Source organism: Arthrobacter sp. PvP023 (assembly GCF_017832975.1).
In the GTDB taxonomy this organism is placed as follows: Bacteria; Actinomycetota; Actinomycetes; order Actinomycetales; family Micrococcaceae; genus Arthrobacter.
The window spans coordinates 3352335-3376390 of sequence record NZ_JAFIBI010000001.1 but is presented as its reverse complement, the minus strand read 5'-3'; the positions used below and the strand labels follow the sequence as shown (position 1 = coordinate 3376390).

The window sequence follows — 24056 nt, the reverse complement described above, 5'->3', positions numbered from 1 at the left end:
CCGGTCCTGCCTTCGGCAGGACAAAGGACGTACCCCGTGAATTTCGCTCTTTACAAGGAGCTCTTGGCAGTCAGGCCCATCAGGCGCCTGCTGACCGTCGGAATGATAGCCCGCATACCGCACTCAGCGGCCGGCGTTCTCCTGACGCTGCACATCGTCCTGACACTGGGCGAGGGGTATGCCGCCGCCGGTGCTGCGGCGGCAGTGATGACCATCGGGATCGCCCTCGGCGCCCCGTGGCGCGGACGCCGGGTGGACACCGTAGGCCTACGCAAGGCACTGGTTCCCTCTGTCGTTTCCGAGACTGTCATCTGGTCTGTGGTGCCGCATGTTTCCTACCAGTGGCTGCTGGCGCTGGTCTTCGTCGGCGGTCTGCTCACACTGCCCATCTTCAGCGTGGTGCGCCAGTCCCTGGGGGTGCTGGCGAGCGGTGAGCAGCGTCGGACGGCATTCGCACTGGACGCGATCGCCACGGAGTTGGTCTTTATGCTCGGCCCCGCAGCCGGGGCCATTGTGGCCACTGCCGGCTACTCGGTTGTCGGGTTGACGGTGGTGGGCGTATGCACCTCCGTGGCCGGACTCTTCCTGATGTGGTTCAACCCTCCCACCCGCAGTGCGGTGCCGGACGAGGAATACGAAACGGACCAGCAGGAGGGCGCGGAAGTGGCGGTCGTCGCGGCCGCTCCGGCACATCTGCAGGAAGCGGCGGCGGAACTCGCTCCCGTGGCGGCCGGTGAGCTCCGTCGTTCAGGGCTGCGGCACAGCGTGGCACACAACTTCGCCTGGTTTACCGCGGCCGTAGCAGCGGTCTTCGCCGTGGCCGCAGGGGCGGGCATGGTGCTCAGCGGCACGGATGTGGGGATCGTGGCCGCTTTGGAGACCGGCGGGCACCAGGCGGAGATCGGTCTGGTCTTCGTCTTCTGGTGTGCGGCTTCCGTGGTCGGCGGCCTTCTCTACGGCGCCATGCACAGGCCGGTTTCACCGATTCTCCTCTTGCTGGGCATGGCCGCCCTCACCATCCCCATGGGCTTTGCCCGGGACACGCTGACGCTGTGCCTTCTCTCGTTGCTGCCCGGCTTGCTGTGTGCGCCGGTCCTTTCCGCTGCATCCGAAAAGGTGGCCGACCTCGTGGAGGAGGCCCGCCGCGGTGAGGCCATGGGCTGGTACGGGTCCGCGCTCACGGCCGGAGTCGCCCTTGGCGCCCCGTTGGCGGGCCTGTTCATCGACGGAGTCGGGCCGTCCGTCGGGTTTGTCTCGGTGGGAGCAGCCGGTGTTGTCCTCTGCCTGTTCGGACTGGGGCTGCAGCAGCGGCGGCGCCGGCGCGGCGCGATCGCCTAGGCCGGCCGCCCAGAGTTTTTGTCCAGATACCGGGGCCTCCGGGGTGCGTAGGTCCCTTTATCTGGACAAAAACTCATGGAATGACGACGGCGGCGGGTGGACCCGCTTGGTCCGCCCCCGCCGTCGTCGACAATTGCCGGTGAAATGCCTAGTTGACCGGCCCGGTGTACTTTTCCCCCGGACCCTTGCCCGGAGCGTCCGGAATGACCGACTCTTCGCGGAACGCCAACTGCAGGGAGCGCAGTCCGTCGCGCAACGGACCGGCGTGCTGGGAACCGATCTCCGGGGCGGCGGCGGTCACGAGTCCGGCCAGCGCCGTGATCAGCTTGCGGGCTTCGTCCAGGTCCTTGAGCTCCTCCGCGTTGTCCTCAGCGGCAAGGCCGAGCTTAACGGCCGACGCGCTCATGAGGTGCACAGCGGCGGTGGTGATGACCTCGATGGCGGGGACCTCTGAGATATCGCGGATCTGTTGCGACACCTGCTCCTGGCCGTCACGCTGACCGGCGGCGGGCTCGAAAACGTGTGAATTACTGTCTGAAGTGCTCATACTGGTAAGCTTGTCACAGACCGACTGAATGTCGTTATTTTGCTATGTGGAACCCGCGGCTGCCAATGTGCAGTATTCGGGGTTCTCTCTGTAGAATTGACTTTCAGTTTGCAAGCGGAGTTCTCTCCCACCCGCGTCAGCCGTTTTCCCGGAAGTGATTCCCATGGAAGCAAGGTTGCCGGGTACCTGGTCGGGCGAACCACGGCAGCGATAGCTGCCTGGAACGCGTACAGCCTCTCCGGAGGCAGTGCACATCCGATCTTCGAGGCCTTCGATTGCTCCGGCAATTGGGGGCCTTCTCTATTTGCCGGTGGAATACTCATCTCAACAACAGGAGTTCTAACATTAGCGAGCCAAGAATCAATGAGCGTATCCGCGTCCCCGAGGTGCGGCTGGTCGGCCCTGCAGGTGAACAGGTAGGAATCGTCCGTATTGAGGATGCCCTGCGTTTGGCTGCCGAGTCCGACCTTGATCTCGTTGAAGTTGCACCGCAGGCCAAGCCTCCGGTGTGCAAGCTGATGGACTTCGGCAAGTACAAGTACGAAGCCGCCGTCAAGGCACGCGAGGCCCGGAAGAACCAGACCAACACGGTTCTGAAGGAAATCCGTTTCCGGCTGAAGATCGACACCCACGACTACGAGACCAAGCGCGGCCACGCCCTCCGCTTCCTCGGCGCCGGGGACAAGGTCAAGGCTATGATCCAGTTCCGCGGCCGCGAACAGCAGCGTCCGGAAATGGGCATCCGCCTGCTCCAGCGCTTCGCCGACGACGTCGCCGAAGTGGGCGTTGTCGAGTCCAGCCCCCGCATCGACGGCCGCAACATGGTTATGGTCGTCGGTCCGCTGAAGAACAAGGCGGAGGCCAAGGCAGAAGCGCGCCGTGCAACGCAGCGCGCTGAAGCAAAGGCGCAGAACGAAGCCAAGGCCGGCGGCCGCGTTGATGTCAGCCGTGACCAGCCCGCCATGACGCAGTCCCTGGCGGACCTGCTTCCTGAGGGTTTCGCTGTAAACACTGAAGAGGCAGCGCCGGAGGCTAGCGCCGAGGCCGCTACGGCTTCAACCAGCGCCGAGGCACCTGCCGAAGCGGTCGCGGCACCGGAAGCCGAGGCTCCGGCCACGGAAGCGCCGAAGCAGGAAGCCCCGAAGCAGGAAGCCCCTGTAGAGGAAGCTCCCAAGGCGGCACCGGTCAAGGAAGCGCCGAAGCAGGCAGCGCCGAAACGCGAAGCCCCCAAGGCAGCGGCAGCTCCGCGTCCTGCGGTAAGCAAGCCCGCAGCGGCGAAGGCGCCTGAATCGCCCAGGCCTGCAGCGGCAGCCCCCGCAGCGCCGAAGCCGGCAGGAGTGCCGTCGCCGCCCAAACCGGTAGCACGGCCCGCGGCGCCCAAGCCTGCTGCACGGCCGGCTGCTCCCAAGCCGGGCACCAAGAAGACCAACTAGTTCAAAGCTGCGCGAAGCATCGCCTGAGCGCAGCAAGCAACCAGCACGCCGCCCGCAGGGGTGGCTGCACGAAAGACTGCAGACTTGTCTGCGGATACGTAAGGAGATCGGTCCCCATGCCGAAGATGAAGACCCACAGTGGTGCTAAGAAGCGCTTCAAGCTGACCGGCAGCGGCAAACTGCGCCGCCAGCAGGCCAACCGCCGCCACTACCTCGAGCACAAGTCATCCAGGCTGACCCGTCGCCTTGCCGGCGACAAGATCGTCTTCAAGGGCGATGCCAAGGTCATCCGGAAGATGCTCGGCATCTAAGTTCCAAGTTCTCTGACTGCTCGCCACCTGGCAGCGGTCAACTACCAAAAAGGCTTCTCAGGCCAGCCGGTTGTTCCGGCAGTAGTCGCTTGGGATCAGAATTCTGAAGGAGTACGCACGTGGCACGTGTGAAGAGGGCGGTCAACGCCCACAAGAAGCGCCGGGTTATCCTTGAACGCGCTAAGGGCTACCGTGGACAGCGTTCACGCCTGTACCGCAAGGCCAAAGAGCAGCTGCTGCACTCGTTTGTGTACAGCTACGGTGACCGCAAGAAGAAGAAGGGCGACTTCCGCCGCCTGTGGATCCAGCGCATCAACGCTGCATCCCGCGCCAACGGCCTGACCTACAACCGTCTGATCCAGGGCCTGAAGGCCGCTGAGGTCGAGGTTGACCGCCGTATGCTGGCCGAGCTGGCTGTTTCTGACGCCAACGCTTTTGCTGCCCTGGTGCAGGTTGCCAAGGACTCGCTGCCTGCCGACACCTCCGCGCCGGCCGTCTCGGCCGAAGCCGCCCCGAAGGCAAAGGCTGCCAAGAAGCCCGCCGCCAAGAAGGCCGCAGCGAAGAAGCCTGTTGCTGAAGAGGCTGCCAAGTAGTACCTGTTCTGGGTAGTTCAAGAACCGGTGGCAACAGCCACTAAAGTTCTTATATGAACGAAACCGGGCGCCCGCAAGATTTTCCACTCTCCAACCCCCGAGCTGATCGGGTGAGGGATGTGGCAAAGCTTGCCGGGCGCCCGGCCCGTTTAAAGCGCGGGCAGTTCCTGGCTGAGGGGCCGCAGGCCGTCCGCGAAGCCTTGGTGCTCCACCAGAAAAGGATGGCGGCGGGGGAGCCCGGCGTGGTCCACGAGGTATTCGCGAGCGAGGCCTGCCTTGATCGCTACCCCGAGTTTGAAGAGCTGGCTGACGGCGTTAACGCCAGGCTCGCCACGGACGAGGTGCTCGCCGCCATGGCGGACACTGTCAATCCCCAGGGCATCATCGCCGTCTGCGCGTTTGTGGATATGGCCCTTGACGCCGTGCTCGAGGCGGGGCCCCGCCTGATTGCTGTGCTGTGCCAGGTACGGGACCCCGGCAACGCGGGAACCGTCCTGCGGGCAGCCGACGCTGCCGGGGCCGACGCGGTCGTCCTGACGGCCTCGAGCGTGGATATCTACAATCCCAAGGCTGTCCGTTCCACCGCAGGTTCTCTGTTTCACCTCCCCGTAGTCCTCGGCGCGGACCTGGCCGGGTTCGCCACTGCCTGCCGCGAACGCGGAATCGGCGTCCTGGCCGCGGACGGATACGGCCAGCTGGACCTGGACCAGCTCCAGGACGAAAGTGCTGCCCGGAGGCTGGGCAACCCGGGGACCGAGTCCGCATACGACCTTGGCCGGCCCACGGCGTGGTTGTTCGGCAATGAAGCCCAAGGTTTGTCCGACGCCGAACTCGCACTGGCCGACCACCGTGTGGCCGTTCCTGTCTACGGCGCCGCGGAAAGCCTGAACGTGGGCACTGCCGCGACAGTGTGCCTCTACGCAAGTGCGCGTTCCCAGAAGCGGGCCTGAACGCAAAGGCGGGGGCCCACCTTCCGGTGGGCCCCCGCCGTCGTAAATTGCACCATTCGGCACCTTGGTGCCTTATGTGGTGGTGAGTGTCGTTATGTGGTCTTGCTCCTGCCGGTGATGAAGCCGTAGATTCCGGCGACAACCAGGCCGCCGACGATGGCAAGAAGCCAGGAACCGAGGTTCCAGAATTCCATTTTGCCGCCGCCAAACAACAGGTCGCCGATCCAGCCGCCGACGATGGCGCCGACAACACCAAGAACGAGGCTGGTGACCCAGCCGCCGCCGACCTTGCCAGGCATGATCGCCTTGACGATAGCTCCTACAATGAGTCCGAGAATGATCCAGCCAATAAAGCCCATTTCTCCTCCTACATATTCGTCGGAACTCTCTACGGGTCCCGATTATGGATTCAAGCTAACACAGGGTGTGTTTGCTTGTCAGCAGGCTTAGTTTCAATGTTTTTGGTGTCATCCGCAGTGGCCTGTGGTGCGGCCTGCAGCGGCAGGCGGGTACGGTATTCCTTGCGGGCATCAGCATTGCGCGGTGATCGTACCTGCAAATTTTCCGGCAATCCCTGAAGAGGTGAAGCTCACTTGGCTGCAAATGGCGGCACCAAGGCGATCGTCGCGGCTCTGGCTGCAAACCTGACCATCGCTGCACTGAAGTTCGTCGCTTTCATCCTGACGCTGTCTTCATCCATGCTGGCCGAGGCCATCCACTCCGTTGCCGACTCCGGCAACCAGCTCCTCCTGCTGATCGGCGGTAAGCGTGCCAAGCGTGCCGCGAGCCCCGAACACCCCTTTGGCTACGGACGTGAGCGCTACATCTACGCGTTCATTGTCTCGATTGTGCTGTTCAGCGTGGGCGGCCTGTTTGCACTGTACGAGGCGTGGGGGAAAATTCAACATCCCCATGCCATCGAAGGCGACTTCTGGTGGGTTCCGCTGGCAGTGCTGATCGGTGCAATCATCGCGGAATCCTTCTCGTTCCGGACGGCCATCATCGAGTCAAACCACATCAGGGGCAAGCAGGGCTGGGTGCACTTCGTCCGCAATGCCAAGCAGCCCGAGCTCCCCGTCATCCTGCTGGAGGACCTGGGCGCCCTGCTGGGTTTGGTGTTCGCCCTGTTCGGCGTGAGCCTGACGCTGGTCACCGGCAACGGCATCTGGGACGCCCTCGGAACCGCAATGATCGGCATCCTGCTGGTGGCTATTGCCATCGTCCTTGCCATGGAGACCAAGTCACTGCTGCTCGGTGAATCCGCCACCAAGGCGGATGTGGTGAGGATCAGCAGTGCGCTCGAGGCCAACGGCACTAGAATCATCCACCTGAAGACCTTGCACCTCGGCCCGGAGGAACTGCTGGTGGCTGCCAAGGTCAGCATCGGCGCAGCCGCCTCCGGGGCGGAGATCGCCGAGGCAATCGACGCCGCCGAAAGCCGCATCCGTGACGCAGTGCCCATTGCGCGGGTCATCTACCTTGAACCGGACCTGGAGCGCGCACACGTCTGACCCGGGCGCGGGGCTGCGTGTTCCCCGGAAGGCCGCTGGGTTCCTTTGCGCGCCGGTGCAGGCTAGGAAACCAGCGGCCTTTTATGTTCCAGCAGGCCGCTGACTGCCGCGACCCCGAGGCCCAGGATTGCCAGGACCGCGCCCACAAGTGCGGGCGCAACATAACCCCAGCCCCATGCGATCACCAGGCCGCCGAGGAAGGCGCCGAGCGCGTTCGCGACGTTCAGGGCCGCATGGTTGAGTGAGGATGCCAGGGACGGGGCATCGGGTGAGGCATCCAGCAGCCGCGTCTGCAGTGCGGGCACCAGCAACGAGCCGGCACCGCCCACCACGAACACCATGACGAAGGCGGACCACGGCCAGTGGACGGCCACCGCGTACACAACCAGGGCGATGGCGATACCGGGCAGGACCCAGTAGATGGTGCCCATGACGGATTTGTCGGCAATGCGCCCGCCCACGATGTTTCCCGCCACCATGCCGAGGCCGTAGAGAGCCACCACCAGGGGTAGAAACGCGGGCGGGATTCCCGCCACCGAGGTCATGGTGTGTGCAATGTACGTGTAGGTGGCAAAGAACCCTCCGAAGCCAACGATGCCAATCAGGATGGCGAGCCACACCTGCAGCCGTTTCAGGGCGCCAAGTTCGCGGCGGATGCTCGCGTCCGGGTGCGCCTCCTGGAACGGGACGAACTTCCAGAGCATTGCGAGCGTCGCCAGCCCGATCACGCCGACGAGCACGAAGAGCAGGCGCCAGCCGAATGCCTGGCCCAGCCAGGTGGCGAAGGGGACCCCGATGACGTTCGAGACGGTCAGCCCGGCCATCACCATGGAAATCGCCCAGCCCCGCTTGGTCGGAGCGACCAGCGAAGCTGCAATCACCGCGGCAACGCCGAAGAAAGCTCCGTGAGGCAGGCCGGCCGCGAACCGGGACACCAGCATGGTGCCGTAATCCGGAGCGATGAACGACGTGAGGTTGGCAAGGCTGAAAAACAGCATGAGGCCCAGAGCCAGGTGCTTGCGGGGGAGTTTGGCGCCGACCGCCGCCAGGAGCGGTGCGCCGATCACGACGCCGAGCGCGTAGGCGGAGATGAGGTGGCCGGCTTCGGGAGTGCCGATGTTCAGGCCCTGTTCCACCTCCTTAAGCAGTCCCATCATGGTGAATTCTGTGACGCCGATACCGAACCCGCCCATCGCGAGCGACACGATGGCTAAGGCGAGGTGGTTGGTTCCGCCCCTGGGCTTGGCGGGGCTGAGGGTGGGCGTGGAGGTCATTGGCCTGCTTCTCGAAAGTTCTGGTTCATCAAAGGTTCAGTCAGTACGCAGCATAAAATCTGATTACTTCAACGTAGCGGGAGGGGGCCGTATTCCGGAGTGAACGCTTTGCCGGTGAGTGTCGTTCGGCGCGCCGGCGGAACCAGCCACCCACTATTGTCCCCCATAGACTGGTGCGGTGACTGGAATGATCAATGTTGTTGGCGGAGCCGTTGTGGATTCCCTGAGTTCCCCTGCCCGGCTTCTTGTCGCCCGGAGGACAGCTCCACCGCAGTTTGCCGGCATGTGGGAATTCCCGGGCGGGAAGGTGGAGCCCCGTGAGTCGGCGGAAGACGCCCTGCACCGGGAACTCCGCGAGGAACTGGGAATCGGGGTCAGGCTCGGCGCTGAACTGCCGGCGGAAACCGCCGCCGGCTGGCCACTCAATGCCAGGGCTTCGATGCGCGTGTGGTTTGCCGAGATCGCCGACGGGGAACCCCGCCCCCTGGAAGACCACGACGAGCTGCGCTGGATTGCCTTGGCAGGAAACGACGAAGCTCTCACCCTGCCGTGGATACCGGCAGATGTCCCGATTGTCCGGGCCCTGCTGGCGGCGGTTGCCGGTTCGGAACGGCTTTCGCCGGAATCGTAACGGACAGTCAGAAGAGCGTGGGCTGAGCGGACTCCGCGCTCTGGCCGGTTCCCGCGCCTGTTCTTGCTGCGGGGATACTGCCGGCGGGGTACTGCGCTTCCTCTTCCCTCGGGTCCCCGGCGAGGTCGCGGTGGCTGAACCCGTGTGAGCCGTAAAAGCCGTGACGGGACTTGAAGAAACGGATCCGTCCCGCGAGCCACTCGCGATACTCCTTGGACGCGTAGGAGCCGGTTCCGTACAGCCGGCGGTAGCGGCCCGCCAGTTCGGGGTGCCTGGCAGCGATCCATTGCATAAACCACTCTCGCGTACCCGGTTTGAGGTACAGGGCCCCGGCGGTGACGCCGGTGGCGCCCGCCGCAGCCAGCGCACCAAACAGCGAGTCCAAGGCTTCATCGCTGTCGGAAAGCCACGGCAGGATGGGCATGGCCATCACGCCGCACGGAAGTCCGGCATCGCGAAGCCTTGAGACGAGTTTGAGCCGTGCCCTGGGTCCCGGAGTGCCGGGCTCGACCGCCTCCGACAACTGTTCGTCGGTCATGGCCAGCGAAATTCCGATCCCCACGGGCACCTGGGCGGCGGCGTGCTTGAGCAGCGGGATATCCCGGGCCAGCAGTGTCCCCTTGGTGAGGATGGACAGGGGAGTCCCTGAATCGGCAAGCGCGCGGATGATCCCGGGCATCAGCTGATACCGGCCCTCGGCCCGCTGGTACGGATCCGTGTTGGTGCCCAGGGCCACATGATGGTGGCCCCACGAAGGTTTGGCCAGTTCCTTCCGAAGGACCTCGGCGGCGTTGATCTTCACCACCACCTGGCTGTCAAAGTCCAGGCCGGCATCAAAATCCAGGTACGTATGGCTTTTACGGGCGAAACAATAAACGCAGGCGTGGCTGCAGCCACGGTAGGGATTGACGGTCCATTCGAACGGCATGCGCGAACCGGCCGCCACTTTGTTGAGCACTGATTTGGCCGTGACCTCATGGAAAGTGACCCCGGCAAATTCGGGGGTGGAAACGGAACGCACGAGCCCTGCCAGCGGCAGCAATGGTTCAGCGGCCGGGCCGGATGCTGGTACGTTGCCGGCGGTGGTGTCCGCCAACGCCGGGCGGAGTGCTTGTGCGTCCCATCTCATGGTTACTATTCGAAGGTATGTTCGAATCAAAGTCAAGGTCCTCGAAAGAGACGACGCGATAGGGCTGATTGCTACGCTGGGCCAATGATCCTCCTCACCGGGTTCGAACCCTTTGGCGGCGAAGCCGTCAACCCGTCCTGGAGCGCGGCGGAAGCAGCCTCCAAAATCCTGCAGGCGGAGGGCCACGCCGTCGCTGCTGTGGAACTGCCGTGCGTGTTCGGGCACTCCATTGCTGTTCTGGAGGATGCACTGCAGCGTTACCGCCCGGAGCTGGTGGTGTGCGTCGGCCAGGCCGGCGGCCGGCCGCGGATTTCGCTGGAACGGGTCGCCATCAACTGCGACGACGCCCGCATCCCCGACAACGCGGGAAACCGTCCCGTGGACGAGGAAGTGGTCCGCGGCGGCCCGGCAGCCTACTTCAGCTCACTGCCGGTGAAAGCGGGGCTTGAGGCCCTGCGTGCTGCGGGGATACCGGCCGAAGTCTCGCAAAGCGCCGGCACCTACGTCTGCAACCATGTTTTCTACGCACTCATGCATGCGCTAAACATCGGCCCGGCAGGCGGCAGGTCCCCCGGCAACGGTTCTCCTGCAACCCGCGGGGGCTTCATCCATGTCCCGTACGAGACGCAGCAGGTGCCCCGCGGCAGCGGCACGCCGTCGCTGCCCGCCGCCGTGATGGCGGAGGCGCTCGCCGTCGTCGTCCGGACCACACTGGCGACCACCGCGGACATCAAGCTGCCGGCCGGAAGCGTTCACTAGCCTGTCAGCGGAGCTCCCAGACGACGTCCACCGTGGCGGAGACGCTGGACTGCCCCGCTTCGATCCCTACGGAGTCCGTGGCCATGGCCCGCTGCATTTTGGCCACCGGGATCGGTCCTGACGGTCCGGGCCGCTGAGTGACGGACACTACCGGGCCGAGTTCGGCGCCCGCCAGCGAGGCGAACTGCCCGGCAGTGGCCAGGGCATCCTGCCAGGCGGCCTCCCGTGCCTGCGCCGTCACGGCGGCAGGATCCGCGAAGCCGAGCTCCAGCCCGTTCAGCCTGACGTCGTTGCCGCCGGCGGCCACCGCACCCGCGATGACTTCCGAGGAGCCGGCAACATCCCGCAGCCGGACGCCCAGGATGCTGGAGGCAATGTAGCCAGCAACGGTCTGGCCCTGGCCCTCTTTCCACACCACGTCCGCACGGACGTTCAAGCCGGAGGTGCTGATGTCCGGATCGGGTACACCGTGCTCGCGGAGTACCGCCGATATCCCGGCCGCGGCCCTCCCGGCAGCCGCGTACGCGGCACCGACGTCTTCCCGGCGGCATTCCACCCCGATGGAAACTGTCAGCAGGTCGGGCACTGCTTCGGCAGTGCCCGAGCCGGTCACTGCGACAGTCCTGGCATTTTCGGTCATGTCATCCCTCAATTCCATTGCGGGCAGCGTTGCTCTTACGGGGTTTATTTGTTCCACGGCGGTGCCCCTCCACGTAGCCGCCGGCCTCCAACCCGGCAAGACGTTCAAAGACGTTCGCGGAACCCGGGTTTCCCGTCCGCAGCAGAGACCAGCCGGCTGCGATGAAGTACAGCGGCAGGAAGGGCAGGCCCAGGCACCATGCATACTGGCTGCTGTGCCGTTCCTCGTGCCCCAGCAGCACCGGGTTGGACAGAGCCTCCGGCGCGTGGTCCCGGAACAGCACCACGTTCCCCACCGTGAACGCCCGGGCGAAGGGGAGCCGCCACCGGTAGCCCGTGGCGACCAGCAGGCCGCGCGGTCCGGCATGGACGGCCGTGCCTGCGCACCTTGCCAGCAGCAGGCCCAGGAGCGTCGTTGCGTTCAGCGCATTGGCGATCTGCCGCAGCCGCTGTCCGGGGGTTATGGGGCCGGTCATGAGGCCATGGTAGCGGGGGCCGGTACTTACCGCTCCTTCCCGCCATTCCGGCCCGTGGGCTGTCACGTTGGGGACTGTGGCGCGTTCCGCCGGGCGCGTTCAACTAGACTGGGGGAGAGTGCCCGCCGGACGAATTCCGGCGAGCCCTGCCCTTTGTCGCTTCACGCGGTCCCTGAACCCGGCCGCGCGGAAAGACAAGCCAGTGACGGACACGCTGCCGGTGGACCCGAATGCAGCCGGACAGCTCGCTGGCGATACCCGACTCGTAGCTAAGAACAGTAGATGACTGAAACTTTGCCGGGCGCTGCCATCCCGAATCCTCTGGATGAAGCCGCCATTACTGCCGCCGTAGACCACGCCGTTGCCGCCATTGCCGCTGCCGCCACCCTTGACGAACTCAAGGCCGTGAGGTTGGCACATACGGGTGAGAAGTCGCCGCTGAGCCTTGCCAACCGCGAAATCGGCGGCCTGGCGAAGGATCAGAAGGCCGCCGCCGGAAAGCTCATGGGTGCTTCCCGCGGACGCGTCAACAAGGCGCTCGCGGACCGTACCGCCGAGCTCGAAGCTGAGAACGACGCACGCATCCTCGTTGAGGAGACCGTCGATGTCACGGCAGCTCCGCGCCGCCGTCGTGCCGGTGCGCGCCACCCGCTATCCACCCTGCAGGACCGGGTGGCGGACATCTTCGTCGGAATGGGCTGGGAAATTGCCGAAGGCCCCGAGGTCGAATCCGAGTGGTTCAACTTCGACGCACTGAACTTCAAACCGGACCACCCGGCCCGCGAAATGCAGGACACCTTCTTCGTGGAGCCCCCGGAAGCCCACCTGCTGATGCGCACCCACACCTCGCCGGTACAGGTCCGCTCCATGCTCGAACGCGAAGTGCCCATCTACGTGCTCTGCCCGGGCAAGGTGTTCCGTACCGACGAACTCGACGCCACGCACACCCCGGTGTTCCACCAGTTCGAAGGCCTCGCCATCGACAAGAAGCTCAGCATGGCGGACCTCCGCGGCACGCTGGAGCACTTCGCCCGGCAAATGTTCGGCGACGAAGCCCAGATCCGCCTTCGCCCCAACTACTTCCCGTTCACCGAGCCGTCCGCGGAGCTGGACATCTGGCACCCGGGCGCCAAGGGCGGTCCGCGCTGGATCGAGTGGGGCGGCTGCGGCATGGTCAACCCCAACGTCCTCCGCGCGGCCGGCATCGATCCGGACATCTATTCAGGCTTTGCCTTCGGCATGGGCATCGAGCGCACCCTTATGTTCCGCAACGAGGTGGGCGACATGCGCGACATGATCGAAGGCGACGTACGTTTCAGCGAGCACTTCGGGATGGAGATCTAACAGTGCGTATCCCACTTTCCTGGCTGCGTGAGTTCGCGCAGGTACCGGCCGAAGCAACGGCCGAAGACGTCATGGCAGAACTGGTCAAGGTCGGTTTTGAAGAAGAAGCAGTCCACCGTCCCACGGATACGCTCCGCGGCCCCGTGGTGGTGGGCCAGGTACTGAGCCTGGTCAAGGAGCCGCAGACCAACGGCAAGACCATCAACTGGTGCCAGGTCCGCGTGGTCCCCGAGGGCCGGGAGCAGACCCTCACCGGCGACGGTATTGACCCGTCGGGTGTGCAGGGCATCATCTGCGGCGCCCACAACTTCGTGGAGGGTGACAAGGTGGTGGTCACCCTTCCCGGTGCCGTACTGCCCGGAGACTTCCACATTTCCGCCCGGAAGACCTATGGCCACCTGTCCGCCGGCATGATCGCCTCCGTCCGTGAACTGGGCATCGGCGAGGACCACGACGGCATCCTGGTGCTCTCCCGGATCGGGCTGGACCCCGAAATCGGAACCGACGCCATGGAACTGCTCGGCCTCTACGACCAGGCCGCCGAAATCAACGTCACGCCTGACCGCGGCTACGCGTTCTCCATCCGTGGCGTCGCCCGCGAATATGCCCACGCCACGGGGACCACCTTCACGGACCCCGCTTCACAGGTGCAGGCACCGGCTGAACTGGCCGGCGGCTACGGAGTCAAGCTCAACGACGACGCTCCCATCTACGGCAAGCCTGGCTGCGACCGTTTCGTGGCCCGCACCGTCCGCGGCGTCGACGCCACCAGGCCGACGCCGCCGTGGATGGCATCGCGCCTGCGTCTTGCGGGGATCCGCTCCATCTCCCTCCCGGTGGACATCTCGAACTACGTCATGCTGGAACTCGGCCAGCCCACGCACTGCTACGACCTGGACAAGCTGTCCGGCGACATTGTGGTGCGGCGCGCCGTGGCGGGGGAGAAGATCACCACCCTCGACGACAAGGAGCGGAAGCTCGACGTCGAGGACCTCCTGATCACCGACGGCTCCGGCGCGATCGGCATCGCCGGTGTCATGGGCGGTGCCGCCACGGAGGTGAGCGATTCGACGTCGAACGTCCTGGTAGAAGCGGCGCACTTCGACGAAGTGTCGATCGCACGGTCACGCCGCCGGCACAAGCTGCCCTCCGAAGCGTCCAAGCGTTTCGAACGCGGCGTGGACTGGCAGGTTGCCGGCATTGCCGCGCAGCGGGTGGTTGACCTTCTGGTGGAGCTGGCCGGCGGCACCGCAGACGAAACGGGCACCGACGTCGGCACGGCCCCTGATGCCGTGACCATCGAGTTGCCGGCGGCATTCGCCGCGGCCCGCATCGGCATCGACTTCACCGACGAACAGATCGTCACCTCGCTTGAGGACCTCGGCGCTGCCGTGGTCAGGAACGACGCCGGCTGGACGGTCACTGCCCCGAGCTGGCGCAACGACCTCGAAACCAAGGAAGACCTCTCCGAGGAAATCGCGCGGCTGGTCGGTTACGACCAGATTCCCGCGACGCTTCCCGTGGCGCCACCGGGACGCGGCCTGACCCGCGTCCAGCAGCAGCGCCGCCGCCTGGTCCAGGCACTCGCCGATGCCGGCCTCACCGAGGTCCTGGCGTACCCCTTCGTGTCCAAAGCCGCCAATGACACCTTCGGAGTGGCTGAGCAGGGCGCCGGCCGCAAGGCCGTCAAACTGGCCAACCCGATCAGCGAAGAACAGGGCTACCTGCGGACGTCCATCCTGCCCGGACTTATCGAGGTGGCCAAGCGCAACCACTCGCGCGGCTTCCGCGATCTGGCGGTCTTCGAAGCGGGACTTGTCTTCCTGCCGGGGGACACCGTGGGTACTCCGTCGATCCCGCCGCTCGGCGTCAAGCCCTCCGATGAGGTACTGGATGCCCTGTACGACGGCGTTCCCGACCAGCCGCTGCACATCGCGGCGGTCCTGACGGGCCACGACTCGCCCGCCGCAGCGTCGCACACACCGCGTGCCTGGGACTGGGCCGACGCTTTGGACCTCGCCCGCCTCGCTGGCGACGTCCTGGGTGTCGAAATTGTCGTCAGCCAGGGGCACCACCAGGCCTACCACCCGGGACGGACCGCTCGGCTGTCGCTGCGCTCGGGCGAAGTCATCGGCTATGCCGGTGAACTGCACCCCAAACTGTTGGCCGCGCACGACATGCCGGCACGCTCGGTGGCGCTTGAGCTCAACGCCGATGCCCTCTTCGAAGCCGCCGCGGATGTCATCGTGGCCAAGCACATTTCCGGCTTCCCCGTGGCCACCCAGGATGTGGCGCTGGTAGTTCCCCGGGATATTCCTGCCGACGACGTCCTGGCCGCCCTCCGCGAAGGAGCCGGCGAGCTGCTGGAAGACGTGGCGCTGTTCGACGTGTACGCAGGAAAGGGCATTGAGGACGGCAAGAAGTCGCTGGCCTTCGGCCTGCGCTTCCGTGCTGCTGACCGGACGCTCACGGCCGATGAGGCCTCTGCTGCCCGCGAAAGCGCCGTGGCGGTGGCTGCGGAACGGTTCGGAGCCGTTCAGCGCTAGTTCCAACGGCGCTAAGCACGCGGAAGGGCGGGCCATGGCATCACAACTTGTTGTGCGAGCCTGCCCGCCCTTCCGCGTACCCGGGCAGGAGCCTGCCGAGACGGTTGCCGGACTGGAACGCAGGGCCGGAGAACTCCTGGAACGGACTGAACTGGACCGGGCCCGCGCCATGGTCCCCCGGACTCGCGATGACTTCCTGGCCGGCCGCCTGGCCCAGCGGATGTTGGCCGCGGAGCTGCTCGGCGTGCGCGCCCGGGATCTTGCCGCCAGGTACAGCTGTCCGCAATGCGGCACCGGACCGGACGTTTCCCACGGAAGGCCCGGCTACACCCTGGACGGAGTGCCCGTGCCCCTGCTGCTGAGCCTGTCCCGGGCTGCCGGCTGGACCCTGCTGGCCGCCCTGAAGTCGCCGGCGCCGGGTCAGCGGCTGGGCGTCGACGTCGAGGATCCGACGCGGATGGAGTTCGGGGGCTTCGACGCGGTGGCGCTGACCCCCGCGGAGCGCCAGGCCGTGGCCCTGTTGCGCGGGACCGCCCTGCTGCGTGAGCGTGCCCGGCTGTGGGCTCGGAAGGAGGCCTTCCTGAAGATGACCGGGGAGGGCCTGAGGCGTCCGCCTGAGACTCTCGACGTGCTTGATCTGGCCGGCATCCGTGACCTGGCGTCCGCCGAGTCGGGGCTGCCGGACCACCTGGTGGCCGCCGTCGCCCTCGGGTGAAGCCCGGCCGCCGCATGCCCGGCCGCTACCGCACGGGTAGGCCCGGCAGTGCCTCTTCGAACAGCCAGGGATGGAGCAAAGCTTCGGAATCGATTCCGGCCACGCGGTCCGCTGTCTGGATGAACCCGGCAGTGGACACTGATCCGTGGCGGTTGCTGGCCGCCCACTCGTGCAGCAGCGCAAAAAAGGCGAGGTCGCCGCACCGGATCCGGAGCGCGTGCAGCGCCAGGGCGCCGCGCTTGTACACCCGGTCGTCGAACATCAGCTCCGGCCCGGGGTCACCGACCATGAGATCCTGGCGGCCACCGTCGAGCTTCCGCCAGGCGGCCGCAGCGCGGTCCGCAACGCTCATGACCCCGGCCGCCTCGGACCAGATCCACTCCGCGTAGCACGCGAATCCCTCGTGGAGCCAGATGTCGCTCCAGGCCGCAACCGTCAGGGAATTGCCGAACCACTGGTGGGACAGTTCGTGGGCAATCAGCCGCTGCGACTCCCATCCCGTATCCAGGTAGTTGGGGCCCAGGATGGACAGCGTCTGGGCCTCGAGCGGAATTTCGAGTTCGTCTTCTGCCACCACCACGGTGTATTCCTGGAAAGGGTAGGGGCCGAAGCTGTTGACGAAGGTCCGCATCATTTCCGGCTGGCGGGCCAGGCCCCGGCGTGCTGCGTCGGCCAGGGAGGCAGGCGCTGCGACGTGCTGGGGGACGCTGCCGGGCACCGACGCGGTATCAAGGGTCAGAACGTCGTACCGGCCGATCTGGACGGTGGCGAGATACGTCGCCATCGGCTCGGCCTGCTCATATGTCCAGGTTTCACGGCTGGAGCCGGTCTTGCGGGAGATCAGCAGGCCGTTGCAGACCGCCCGGTAGTTGGCGTCGGTGGTGACGGCGATACGGTAGCTGGCCTTGTGCTGCGGATGGTCGTTGCAGGGAAACCAGGAGGCGGCACCGTTGGGCTGGCCCGCCACCAGCACGCCGTCGGTAAGTTCCTCCCAGCCCACCTCGCCCCAGAGGCCCCGGCGGGGGGAAGGATTCCCCTCATACCTGATGTCCAGCGTGAACCGGTCTCCCGGCAGCAGTGCCGCGTCAGGAACGATCACCAGCTGTTCGGCCCGCTGGCTGAATCTCCGCAGCCTTCGGCCGTTCAGGGAAACTTTGACCGCGCGCAGTCCCGCGAGGTCCAGGACTACGGCCGACGCCGGCCGGTCCGCCTCGGCGTGCAGGACGGCCCTGCCGTTCAGCCTGTTGCTGGCCAGTTTGTAGTCCAGGTCCAGTTCGTATCGCGTGACCCGGTAGGCGTTCGTGCCGTGCCCGGGGACGTAGGGATCCGGAGAGCCCGACGGTTCGCCCGGCCGGCGCGTATCGCCGGGGCTGGCTGGTGCTGCAAAACTCATAAACTGGCCTTCGAATTGCGGATGGCGGGAGTCGGAGCCGACCGTGTGGTACCTACTTAAGCCGCGGAGCCGGTACGGCCGGACCTGCCCAGGGGCTGACCGGGTTGCCCATCCAGTAGGTCGCGGCGGGAACAGTCTCCCCGCGCATGACCAAGGATGCCGGCCCAACGGTACCGCCCCTCGCGATGCGTGCCCGCGGAAGGATGACACCGTGTGGTCCCATCGTGGCTCCGTCTTCGAGGGTAACAGTGTCGATGCTCATGATCCGGTCGTGGAACAGGTGGGTCTGGACCACGCAGCCCCGGTTGACCGTTGAGCTCTCGCCCAGCGTGACAAGGTCCGCTTCGGGCAGCCAATAGCTTTCGCACCATGTGCCGCGGCCGATTTTCGCACCCAGCCCGCGCAGCCACCACACAAGCGCCGGAGTGCCCGAAGCCGAACGGGCGAACCAGGGCGCACTCACCATTTCGATGAAGGTATCCACTACCTCGTTCCGCCAGATGAAGGAGCTCCACAACGCATGTTCGCCCGGCCTGATTTTGCCCACCAGCAGCCATTTGGCCGCAACGGCGCTGGCCGCGGCCACGGCTCCTGCCACCAAAACCACGATGCCTCCGAGGAGGGCCGCGAAACCGTAGCCCCATAGCGAGGCGAGCCGGTCGAAAGCTAGCATGATACCGGCTGCCAGCCCCACTGTGAGAACCACCGGAATGAACCGGCAGAGTTCCCAGAGGGCGCGGGCCAGTTTCAGCCGCCGGGGCGGCTGGAAGGTCAGGGTGTTGTCCGTGGCAATTGCTGTACGCCGCAGCCGGACCGGCGGGCTGCCCAGCCAGGACGTGCCGGCTTTCGCCTTGGCCGGGGTGGCGGAGAGGACGGCCACCAAGGAATTCTTGGGCACGCTCCGCCCGGCCCCTGTCATTCCGGAGTTGCCCAGGAATGAGCGTTTGCCGATTTTTGCGGGGGCAATCCGCATCCACCCGCCACCGAGTTCATAGGAGGCCACCATGGTGTCGTCCGCGAGGAACGCGCCTTCGCCGACGGTTGTCATCTTGGGGAGAAGGAGGACGGTGGAGGCCTCCACGTTTTTGCCAACCTTGGCCCCCAGGAGGCGCAGCCAGACAGGGGTGAACAGGCTGGCGTAGATCGGAAACAGGACGTCCCGGGCCAGGTCCAGCACCCGTTCTGTCGCCCAGACCTGCCAGCCGATCCGGCTCCGCACCCTGAAGTAGCCTTCCTTGAGTCCGACGCCCAGCAGCCGGGTGGTCGCAAGGATCAGCAGGAGGTTGGTGATGAACCACGTCAGCGCCGCGAGCGGCAGTGAGGTCAGTACCTGGGGGAGGGCTGCCGAAAGTGATTCGCTGCCGCTGATGAACAGGAAGACCACCAGCGCCCCGGCGGTAGCGGACAGGTAGGGGATGGTGGCCAGCACCGCGGAGGCTGCGGCAAATGCCGCGAACCAGAGCCGTCCGATCAGCGGGTGCGCCGGCGGCGGCATGTCCGGCCACGCCTGTTTGGCCTTGCCGATCCGCTCGGCGGGCGAGCCCGCTACGAGCTGCCCGGCCTTGACTTTTCCCAGGACCGCCGATCCCGGTTCCACCTGGGCGCCGGCTCCGATACTTGTCCCGGGCATGAGCGTGCTGCGTGCCCCCACTGTGGCGCCGGCACCAACGTGCACCCGGCCGATGTGGACGGTGTCGCCGTCGATCCACCAGCCCGAGAGATCCACTTCCGGTTCGATGTTGCAGCCGCGCCCCAGCGACAGCATTCCGGTGACAGGCGGCAGCGAATGCAGCTGGACGTCGTTGCCGATCTTCGCGCCGAGCGCTTTCGCATAGTACGGAACCCAGGGGGCACTTGCCAGGCTGATGGCGCCCGACAAGTCTTGGATCTGTTCCGCCAGCCACAGCCGCAGGTGCACCTTTCCGGACCTCGGGTAGGTCCCGGGGACAACCCGCCGGAGCAGGGTCCTGGCGGCCAGGACAGAGAGGGCCATCCGGCCGGCCGGGCTCACGAACACCAGCCATGAAGCAGCCACCCACCACCAGGAAACAACGGGAGCAGCCGTGAAGCCGGCAAGGGCGGCCAACAGGTTGTTGGCTGCCATCACATAGGTCAGCCAGCGCATCCCCACCAGGATGTGCAGGGGGACCCCCATCAGCGTCTGGAAGACCTGCGATTTCAGGGCTGTGGGACGGACTTCACGCTCCGGCGCCGGTCCGGCCTCCCCCTCGGGCAGGGATTGCCGGGCAGCGTCGATGAGCGCGCCCACCCGCGGGGTGGCGTAGATGTCGGCCACCGTGATGGTGGGATAGCGGACACGCAGCGCGGACACGAGCTGCGCGGCTGCCAGTGATCCGCCGCCATGGGCAAAGAAGTCGGCATCAAGGCTTGACGCCGGTGTCCCCAGCACGCTGCCCCACTGCTCCACGATCCAGCGTGCATCGTCCGGCAGGTTCAGCGGGGCATTGTCCGCATCTTCCGCCCCCGCGCCGGCGAGCGGCCAGGGCAGGGAATGGCGGTCCACTTTTCCGCTGGTTTTGGTGGGCAATGATTCCACCACGGTCAGGAGGGGGACGAGCGGCGCAGGGAGGCTGGCTCCCAGGAGTTCCCGGGCCGCGACGAGATCGAGTTCCGCAGTGCCCGCAGCGGCAAGGTAACCGACGAGGATCTGGTTCCCCGCCGCCGTCGTGCGGACCGCGGCCGCCGCTCCGGCGACATGCGGCAGTGCCTGGAGCGCGGCGTCGATCTCTCCGAGTTCGATCCGCCGGCCACCGAGCTTCACCTGTTCGTCGGCGCGGCCCATGAAGATGAGGCCGGCCGCCTCGTAGCGGACCAGGTCTCCGGAACGGTAGGCCCGGGGCCAGCCGAGTGACGGCATGGGGGCATACTTTTCGGCGTCCTTGGCGGGGTCGAGGTACCGGGCCAGCCCGACGCCGCCAATGATCAGCTCGCCCACCTGCCCTTCTTCCACCGGAACGCCGTTGGCGTCGACCACGGCGAGGTCCCAGCCGTCCAGCGGCAGGCCGATCCGAAGGGGCCCGGGCACGCCGAGCTGCGCCGCGCAGGCCACCACGGTGGCTTCCGTGGGGCCGTAGGTGTTCCACACTTCCCGGCCGTCGACGGCGAGGCGCTCCGCGAGTTCAGGGGGGCACGCCTCACCGCCGAATATCAGCAGCCTGACATTTTCCAGCGATTCGGCAGGCCACAGTGCCGCGAGGGTGGGCACCGTGGACACCACTGTTATCCCGTGGCTGATTAGCCACGGGCCCAGGTCCATGCCGGTCCTGACCAGCGACCGCGGGGCCGGAACGAGGCAGGCCCCGTAGCGCCAGGCCAGCCACATCTCCTCGCAGGAAGCGTCGAAGGCCACCGAGAGTCCGGCGAGCACCCGGTCCTGGGGACCGACGGGTTCGTCCTGGAGAAAGAGCCGGGCTTCGGCATCAACGAATGCTGCCGAGGAGCGGTGCTGGACGGCGACACCCTTGGGCGTGCCCGTGGAGCCGGAGGTGAAGATGACCCAGGAGTCGTCGTCGGGCTGCGGCTTCCGCGGGTCAGGGAATGGCCGGGGACGCTTGCTGTCCGTGACGATCTCGCCGTTACCTCTGAGGATTGCCCTGACGCGGGCTTCACTGAACACCAGCTTGGCGCGTTCGTCGGGGTCATCAGCATCGACCGGAACGTACGCTGCCCCGATCAGCAGGATGGCCAGGATCGAGACATAGAGCCGGTTGGTGCCGGAGGGTATGCGTACGCCGATCTTGTCCCCGGCGCCAAGGCCAGCCAGATGCAGCTCCCTTGCCGTGGCGCGGACGTCCGCCATTAGCTGCGCATAGCTCAGGCGCCGGTGGCCGTCGTCCAGGGCCGAGGCTTCGGGATACTTCCGGGCCGTGTCCTCGAGGATGTCGATCAGCGTCCGCTCCGGGGGTGCCGCGGCGGCGCCCGGCAGCTGCGGCGGATGCACGTTCCGGACGGCGGGAAGTGCAGTGCGTCCTTCCCGGAGGCCGGACGCGGACTCCGGCGCGGGCACGGATCCGGAGGCTTGCGGTTGTTCAGTCACGGGGGTCATTCTTTCCGCACAAGATGAACAGAAGATGTCGCAGTTCTCCCGGCGTTCGCCTGGCGTTTGCGTCCCGTTTGCGGGGCCCTGCTACCGGACCCTGCAGCGGGGTCATGATCGCTGGTTCAGGGGACCAGAATGATTTTGCCGGTGGTGCGGCGCTGTTCAAGGTCGTCGTGCGCCTGTGCTGCATGGGCCAGGTCGTAGCGGCCGCCGATCCGGACCTTGAGGTTCCCTTCTGCGGCCGCCGCGAAAATTTCATCGGAGCGCCAGCGGCGTTCCTGGGCGTTGCGGAGGAAGTGGTTTATGGTCGGCCTGGTCAGGTACAGGGAGCCGCCGGCATTGAGGCGCTGCGGATCGAAGGGCGGAACCGGTCCGGATGCGGCGCCGAAGAGAACCAGCGTGCCGCGGACCCGCAGGGCGGCTAGGGAACCGTCGAAGGTGTCCTTGCCGACGCCGTCGTAGACCGCATCCGCGCCGGTTCCGTCGGTCAGCTCCCGGACTTTGGCAGAGAAGCCGTCATAGGGAATGACATGGTCGGCGCCGGCCTCGCGGGCCAGCTTCGCTTTGTCGTCGGTGGAGACGGTGGTGATGACGCGGGCGCCCTTGGCCTTGAGCAGCTGGATCGCCAGCAGGCCCACCCCGCCGGCACCGGCGTGAAGCAGGATGGTGTGGCCGGGCTCAACCCGGAAAGAGGAATTGATCAGATAGTGCGCGGTGATCCCCTGCAGGGGAAGGGCCGCTGCCGTGAAATCGTCCACGCCGCGGGGGACCGGGAGCGCCTTATCCTCGTCCACCAGGATGTAGCCTGCGTAGCAGTTGGTGCCTTCTGCTGTGGCTACGCGGTCGCCCGGGGAGAACGCCGTGACGTTGTCGCCGATTTCCTCGACGGTGCCGGCAGCCTCGGAACCCGGGGTAAAGGGATACGCCACTTTGTAGGCGCCGCTGCGCTTGTAGGTGTCGATGAAGTTCACCCCGGTGGCGGAGACCTTCACCAGCAGTTGCCGTGGACCAGGTACCGGACGCTCCACTTCGCGAAGCTGTAGCACCTCAGGGCCGCCTGCCTGGCGGGCAACAATTGCGTGCATCATGTGTCTCCTTCCCTGGGCTGGGATTTCCAGGCCCGGATACAGGAACCATCCTAGGGACACCGCCGCCAACGACGAAGTGACGGCCGGTAACGGCCGTCACTTCGTCTCAAGGGTTAATCGGGGGGCGTGTGCCTAGTAGCGGCGGGTAACAGTGGCCATAGGGCATTCGAAGTGGCGCCCGGCGGAGAGGCCCACCTCGTTGAGGTAGCGGACGATGATGCCGTAGGACTGCAGCAGCGTGGTCTCCGTGTAGGGAACCTGGTGCTTGGCGCAGAACTCCCGGACGATCACCGCGGCCTTGTCCAGCTGCGGGCGGGCCATGTCCGGGAAGAGGTGGTGTTCGGCCTGGCGATTGAGCCCGCCCATCAGGATGTCCATGAAGCGGCCGCCGGAGATGTTCCGGGAGGTCAGGACCTGGCGGCTGAAGAAGTCCACGCGGCTGTCGGCCGGCAGGACCGGCATGCCCTTGTGGTTCGGGGCGAAGGAAGCGCCCATGTAGAAACCGAAGACAGCGAGCTGGACGCCGATGAACGCCAGCGCCATGCCCCACGGCAGGAACGTGAACGTGAGGACCGGCAGCAGGCTCAGGCGGGCCAGGAGGATCGGGAGTTCAACCCAGCGGTGCGTGACTTTCGCGCGGCGGAAGACGAACTTGACCGAATCGATCTGCAGGCCGAGGCCCACCAGGAACAGCAGCGGGAAAAAGAACCAGCCCTGCTTCCGGGTAAGGAAGGCGAACCGTCCCTGCCGGTCGGCAACCGCTTCGGTGTGGAAAGCGATGGGCCCGGGCGCGATGTCGGGGTCCTTGGTAATGACGTTCGGGTGGTTGTGGTGGGCGCCGTGCTTCTGCTCCCACCAGGAGTAGCTCATGCCGGCGACGGACGTGGCCAGCAGCCTGGCGGCCCAGTCGTTGGCACGGCGGGAGGCGAAGATCTGGCGGTGGCCGGCCTCGTGGGCCAGGAAGCTCAGCTGGGTGCAAAGGATGCCGATGGCGGCGGCGATGAGGAGCTGGAACCAGCTGTCACCGATGAGCGCGAAACCGAACCAGGCGGCTGTCATCAGGAGCACCAGGACGGAGAAGACCGTGATGTAGAAGCCGACGCGCCGTTCGAGCAGGCCTGCAGCCTTGACGGTTTTGAGGAGCTCGGAATAGCTCAGGACAACCTGGTTGGGTTGCCGGACACGCGACTGCGGGCGCTCCGAAGTAGTGGTGGGGGTCATGGACTCGGGGCCTCGTAACTGTTACGGGCAACGCTGCAGCCGACATTCGGACCGCGCGGTCAGGTTCACCCTTCTCCTAGCATACGCTGACGCTCAAA

The 24056-nt window shown here is 66.1% G+C and carries 21 protein-coding genes; 11 read left to right on the top strand and 10 right to left on the bottom strand.

The genetic code is table 11. The features are described from left to right. Window positions 1–36: 36 nt before the first annotated feature. Entirely contained in the window at window positions 37–1338 is a 1302-nt protein-coding gene (locus JOE31_RS15480) for an MFS transporter (RefSeq protein WP_209746125.1), read from the top strand. Window positions 1339–1486: 148 nt separating this feature from the next. On the opposite strand, the gene JOE31_RS15475 is transcribed toward JOE31_RS15480, so the two are convergent. Then, window positions 1487–1885, bottom strand: coding sequence for a DUF1844 domain-containing protein (locus JOE31_RS15475; RefSeq protein WP_209746123.1), 399 nt, complete (start codon window positions 1883–1885; stop codon window positions 1487–1489). Window positions 1886–2160: 275 nt separating this feature from the next. On the opposite strand from JOE31_RS15475, the gene infC reads away from it, so the two are divergent. From infC to JOE31_RS15455, 4 genes are all read left to right on the top strand, one after another. Next, window positions 2161–3318, top strand: a complete 1158-nt coding sequence (gene infC, locus JOE31_RS15470; protein WP_307864432.1) for a translation initiation factor IF-3 — start codon at window positions 2161–2163, stop codon at window positions 3316–3318. Window positions 3319–3434: 116 nt separating this feature from the next. Then, window positions 3435–3629 (top strand): 50S ribosomal protein L35, encoded by a 195-nt coding sequence (rpmI, locus tag JOE31_RS15465; RefSeq protein WP_009358635.1) that lies wholly within the window; start codon window positions 3435–3437, stop codon window positions 3627–3629. Window positions 3630–3748: 119 nt separating this feature from the next. After that, complete coding sequence (gene rplT / locus JOE31_RS15460; RefSeq protein WP_011691339.1) at window positions 3749–4222, top strand: 50S ribosomal protein L20; 474 nt, start codon at window positions 3749–3751, stop codon at window positions 4220–4222. Between the two features lie 53 nt (window positions 4223–4275). Next, complete coding sequence (locus JOE31_RS15455) at window positions 4276–5172, top strand: RNA methyltransferase (RefSeq protein WP_209746121.1); 897 nt, start codon at window positions 4276–4278, stop codon at window positions 5170–5172. A 92-nt stretch (window positions 5173–5264) separates the two neighbouring features. On the opposite strand, the gene JOE31_RS15450 is transcribed toward JOE31_RS15455, so the two are convergent. Then, complete coding sequence (locus JOE31_RS15450) at window positions 5265–5531, bottom strand: GlsB/YeaQ/YmgE family stress response membrane protein (protein ID WP_011691341.1); 267 nt, start codon at window positions 5529–5531, stop codon at window positions 5265–5267. 234 nt (window positions 5532–5765) lie between these two features. Here JOE31_RS15450 and JOE31_RS15445 point away from each other — a divergent pair, with 234 nt between their 5' ends. Further along, window positions 5766–6683, top strand: coding sequence for a cation diffusion facilitator family transporter (locus tag JOE31_RS15445; protein ID WP_209746119.1), 918 nt, complete (start codon window positions 5766–5768; stop codon window positions 6681–6683). 62 nt (window positions 6684–6745) lie between these two features. On the opposite strand, the gene JOE31_RS15440 is transcribed toward JOE31_RS15445, so the two are convergent. Continuing rightward, window positions 6746–7957, bottom strand: coding sequence for an MFS transporter (locus JOE31_RS15440; RefSeq protein WP_209746117.1), 1212 nt, complete (start codon window positions 7955–7957; stop codon window positions 6746–6748). Window positions 7958–8135: 178 nt separating this feature from the next. Between JOE31_RS15440 and JOE31_RS15435 the strand changes: the two genes are divergently transcribed. After that, window positions 8136–8588, top strand: a complete 453-nt coding sequence (locus tag JOE31_RS15435; protein ID WP_209746116.1) for a (deoxy)nucleoside triphosphate pyrophosphohydrolase — start codon at window positions 8136–8138, stop codon at window positions 8586–8588. Between the two features lie 7 nt (window positions 8589–8595). On the opposite strand, the gene JOE31_RS15430 is transcribed toward JOE31_RS15435, so the two are convergent. Beyond that, window positions 8596–9717, bottom strand: coding sequence for an Rv2578c family radical SAM protein (locus JOE31_RS15430; protein WP_209746114.1), 1122 nt, complete (start codon window positions 9715–9717; stop codon window positions 8596–8598). Between the two features lie 84 nt (window positions 9718–9801). Between JOE31_RS15430 and pcp the strand changes: the two genes are divergently transcribed. Continuing rightward, on the top strand, window positions 9802–10476 hold the full coding sequence (gene pcp / locus JOE31_RS15425) for a pyroglutamyl-peptidase I (protein ID WP_209746112.1): 675 nt from the start codon (window positions 9802–9804) through the stop codon (window positions 10474–10476). A gap of 4 nt (window positions 10477–10480) precedes the next feature. On the opposite strand, the gene JOE31_RS15420 is transcribed toward pcp, so the two are convergent. Then, entirely contained in the window at window positions 10481–11134 is a 654-nt protein-coding gene (locus JOE31_RS15420; RefSeq protein ID WP_245199213.1) for an SIMPL domain-containing protein, read from the bottom strand. Beyond that, complete coding sequence (locus tag JOE31_RS15415; RefSeq protein ID WP_209746110.1) at window positions 11118–11591, bottom strand: DUF4157 domain-containing protein; 474 nt, start codon at window positions 11589–11591, stop codon at window positions 11118–11120. Before JOE31_RS15415 ends, JOE31_RS15420 begins: the two co-directional genes overlap by 17 nt. A gap of 282 nt (window positions 11592–11873) precedes the next feature. On the opposite strand from JOE31_RS15415, the gene pheS reads away from it, so the two are divergent. Genes pheS through JOE31_RS15400 form a run of 3 tightly spaced genes read left to right on the top strand, consistent with a single transcriptional unit; the run spans window position 11874 to window position 16196 of the window. Continuing rightward, complete coding sequence (gene pheS, locus JOE31_RS15410) at window positions 11874–12935, top strand: phenylalanine--tRNA ligase subunit alpha (protein ID WP_011691349.1); 1062 nt, start codon at window positions 11874–11876, stop codon at window positions 12933–12935. A gap of 2 nt (window positions 12936–12937) precedes the next feature. After that, window positions 12938–15481, top strand: a complete 2544-nt coding sequence (gene pheT, locus JOE31_RS15405) for a phenylalanine--tRNA ligase subunit beta (protein ID WP_209746108.1) — start codon at window positions 12938–12940, stop codon at window positions 15479–15481. A 34-nt stretch (window positions 15482–15515) separates the two neighbouring features. Next, window positions 15516–16196, top strand: coding sequence for a 4'-phosphopantetheinyl transferase superfamily protein (locus tag JOE31_RS15400; protein ID WP_209746106.1), 681 nt, complete (start codon window positions 15516–15518; stop codon window positions 16194–16196). A 25-nt stretch (window positions 16197–16221) separates the two neighbouring features. Here JOE31_RS15400 and JOE31_RS15395 read toward each other — a convergent pair whose 3' ends face one another. From JOE31_RS15395 to JOE31_RS15380, 4 genes are all read right to left on the bottom strand, one after another. Next, window positions 16222–17589, bottom strand: coding sequence for a M1 family metallopeptidase (locus JOE31_RS15395; RefSeq protein WP_209746104.1), 1368 nt, complete (start codon window positions 17587–17589; stop codon window positions 16222–16224). 52 nt (window positions 17590–17641) lie between these two features. After that, a complete protein-coding gene (locus JOE31_RS15390; RefSeq protein ID WP_245199212.1) occupies window positions 17642–21655 on the bottom strand; it encodes a Pls/PosA family non-ribosomal peptide synthetase in 4014 nt (1337 codons plus the stop codon). A 116-nt stretch (window positions 21656–21771) separates the two neighbouring features. Continuing rightward, entirely contained in the window at window positions 21772–22737 is a 966-nt protein-coding gene (locus JOE31_RS15385; RefSeq protein ID WP_209746102.1) for a quinone oxidoreductase, read from the bottom strand. Between the two features lie 132 nt (window positions 22738–22869). Further along, a complete protein-coding gene (locus JOE31_RS15380) occupies window positions 22870–23958 on the bottom strand; it encodes an acyl-CoA desaturase (RefSeq protein WP_043480212.1) in 1089 nt (362 codons plus the stop codon). Between the last annotated feature and the right edge of the window lie 98 nt (window positions 23959–24056).

Excerpts from the sequence above, each read along its gene's own strand:
- JOE31_RS15385 (WP_209746102.1), bottom strand. The coding sequence starts at position 22,737 with ATGATGCACGCAATTGTTGCCCGCCAGGCAGGCGGCCCTGAGGTGCTA.
- JOE31_RS15440 (WP_209746117.1), bottom strand. The coding sequence starts at position 7,957 with ATGACCTCCACGCCCACCCTCAGCCCCGCCAAGCCCAGGGGCGGAACC.
- JOE31_RS15475 (WP_209746123.1), bottom strand. The coding sequence starts at position 1,885 with ATGAGCACTTCAGACAGTAATTCACACGTTTTCGAGCCCGCCGCCGGT.
- JOE31_RS15395 (WP_209746104.1), bottom strand. The coding sequence starts at position 17,589 with ATGAGTTTTGCAGCACCAGCCAGCCCCGGCGATACGCGCCGGCCGGGC.
- pheS (WP_011691349.1), top strand. The coding sequence starts at position 11,874 with ATGACTGAAACTTTGCCGGGCGCTGCCATCCCGAATCCTCTGGATGAA.
- JOE31_RS15420 (WP_245199213.1), bottom strand. The coding sequence starts at position 11,134 with ATGGAATTGAGGGATGACATGACCGAAAATGCCAGGACTGTCGCAGTG.
- JOE31_RS15430 (WP_209746114.1), bottom strand. The coding sequence starts at position 9,717 with ATGAGATGGGACGCACAAGCACTCCGCCCGGCGTTGGCGGACACCACC.
- JOE31_RS15450 (WP_011691341.1), bottom strand. The coding sequence starts at position 5,531 with ATGGGCTTTATTGGCTGGATCATTCTCGGACTCATTGTAGGAGCTATC.
- JOE31_RS15400 (WP_209746106.1), top strand. The coding sequence starts at position 15,516 with ATGGCATCACAACTTGTTGTGCGAGCCTGCCCGCCCTTCCGCGTACCC.
- pcp (WP_209746112.1), top strand. The coding sequence starts at position 9,802 with ATGATCCTCCTCACCGGGTTCGAACCCTTTGGCGGCGAAGCCGTCAAC.
- rpmI (WP_009358635.1), top strand. The coding sequence starts at position 3,435 with ATGCCGAAGATGAAGACCCACAGTGGTGCTAAGAAGCGCTTCAAGCTG.
- JOE31_RS15455 (WP_209746121.1), top strand. The coding sequence starts at position 4,276 with ATGAACGAAACCGGGCGCCCGCAAGATTTTCCACTCTCCAACCCCCGA.
- JOE31_RS15380 (WP_043480212.1), bottom strand. The coding sequence starts at position 23,958 with ATGACCCCCACCACTACTTCGGAGCGCCCGCAGTCGCGTGTCCGGCAA.
- JOE31_RS15415 (WP_209746110.1), bottom strand. The coding sequence starts at position 11,591 with ATGACCGGCCCCATAACCCCCGGACAGCGGCTGCGGCAGATCGCCAAT.
- JOE31_RS15390 (WP_245199212.1), bottom strand. The coding sequence starts at position 21,655 with ATGACCCCCGTGACTGAACAACCGCAAGCCTCCGGATCCGTGCCCGCG.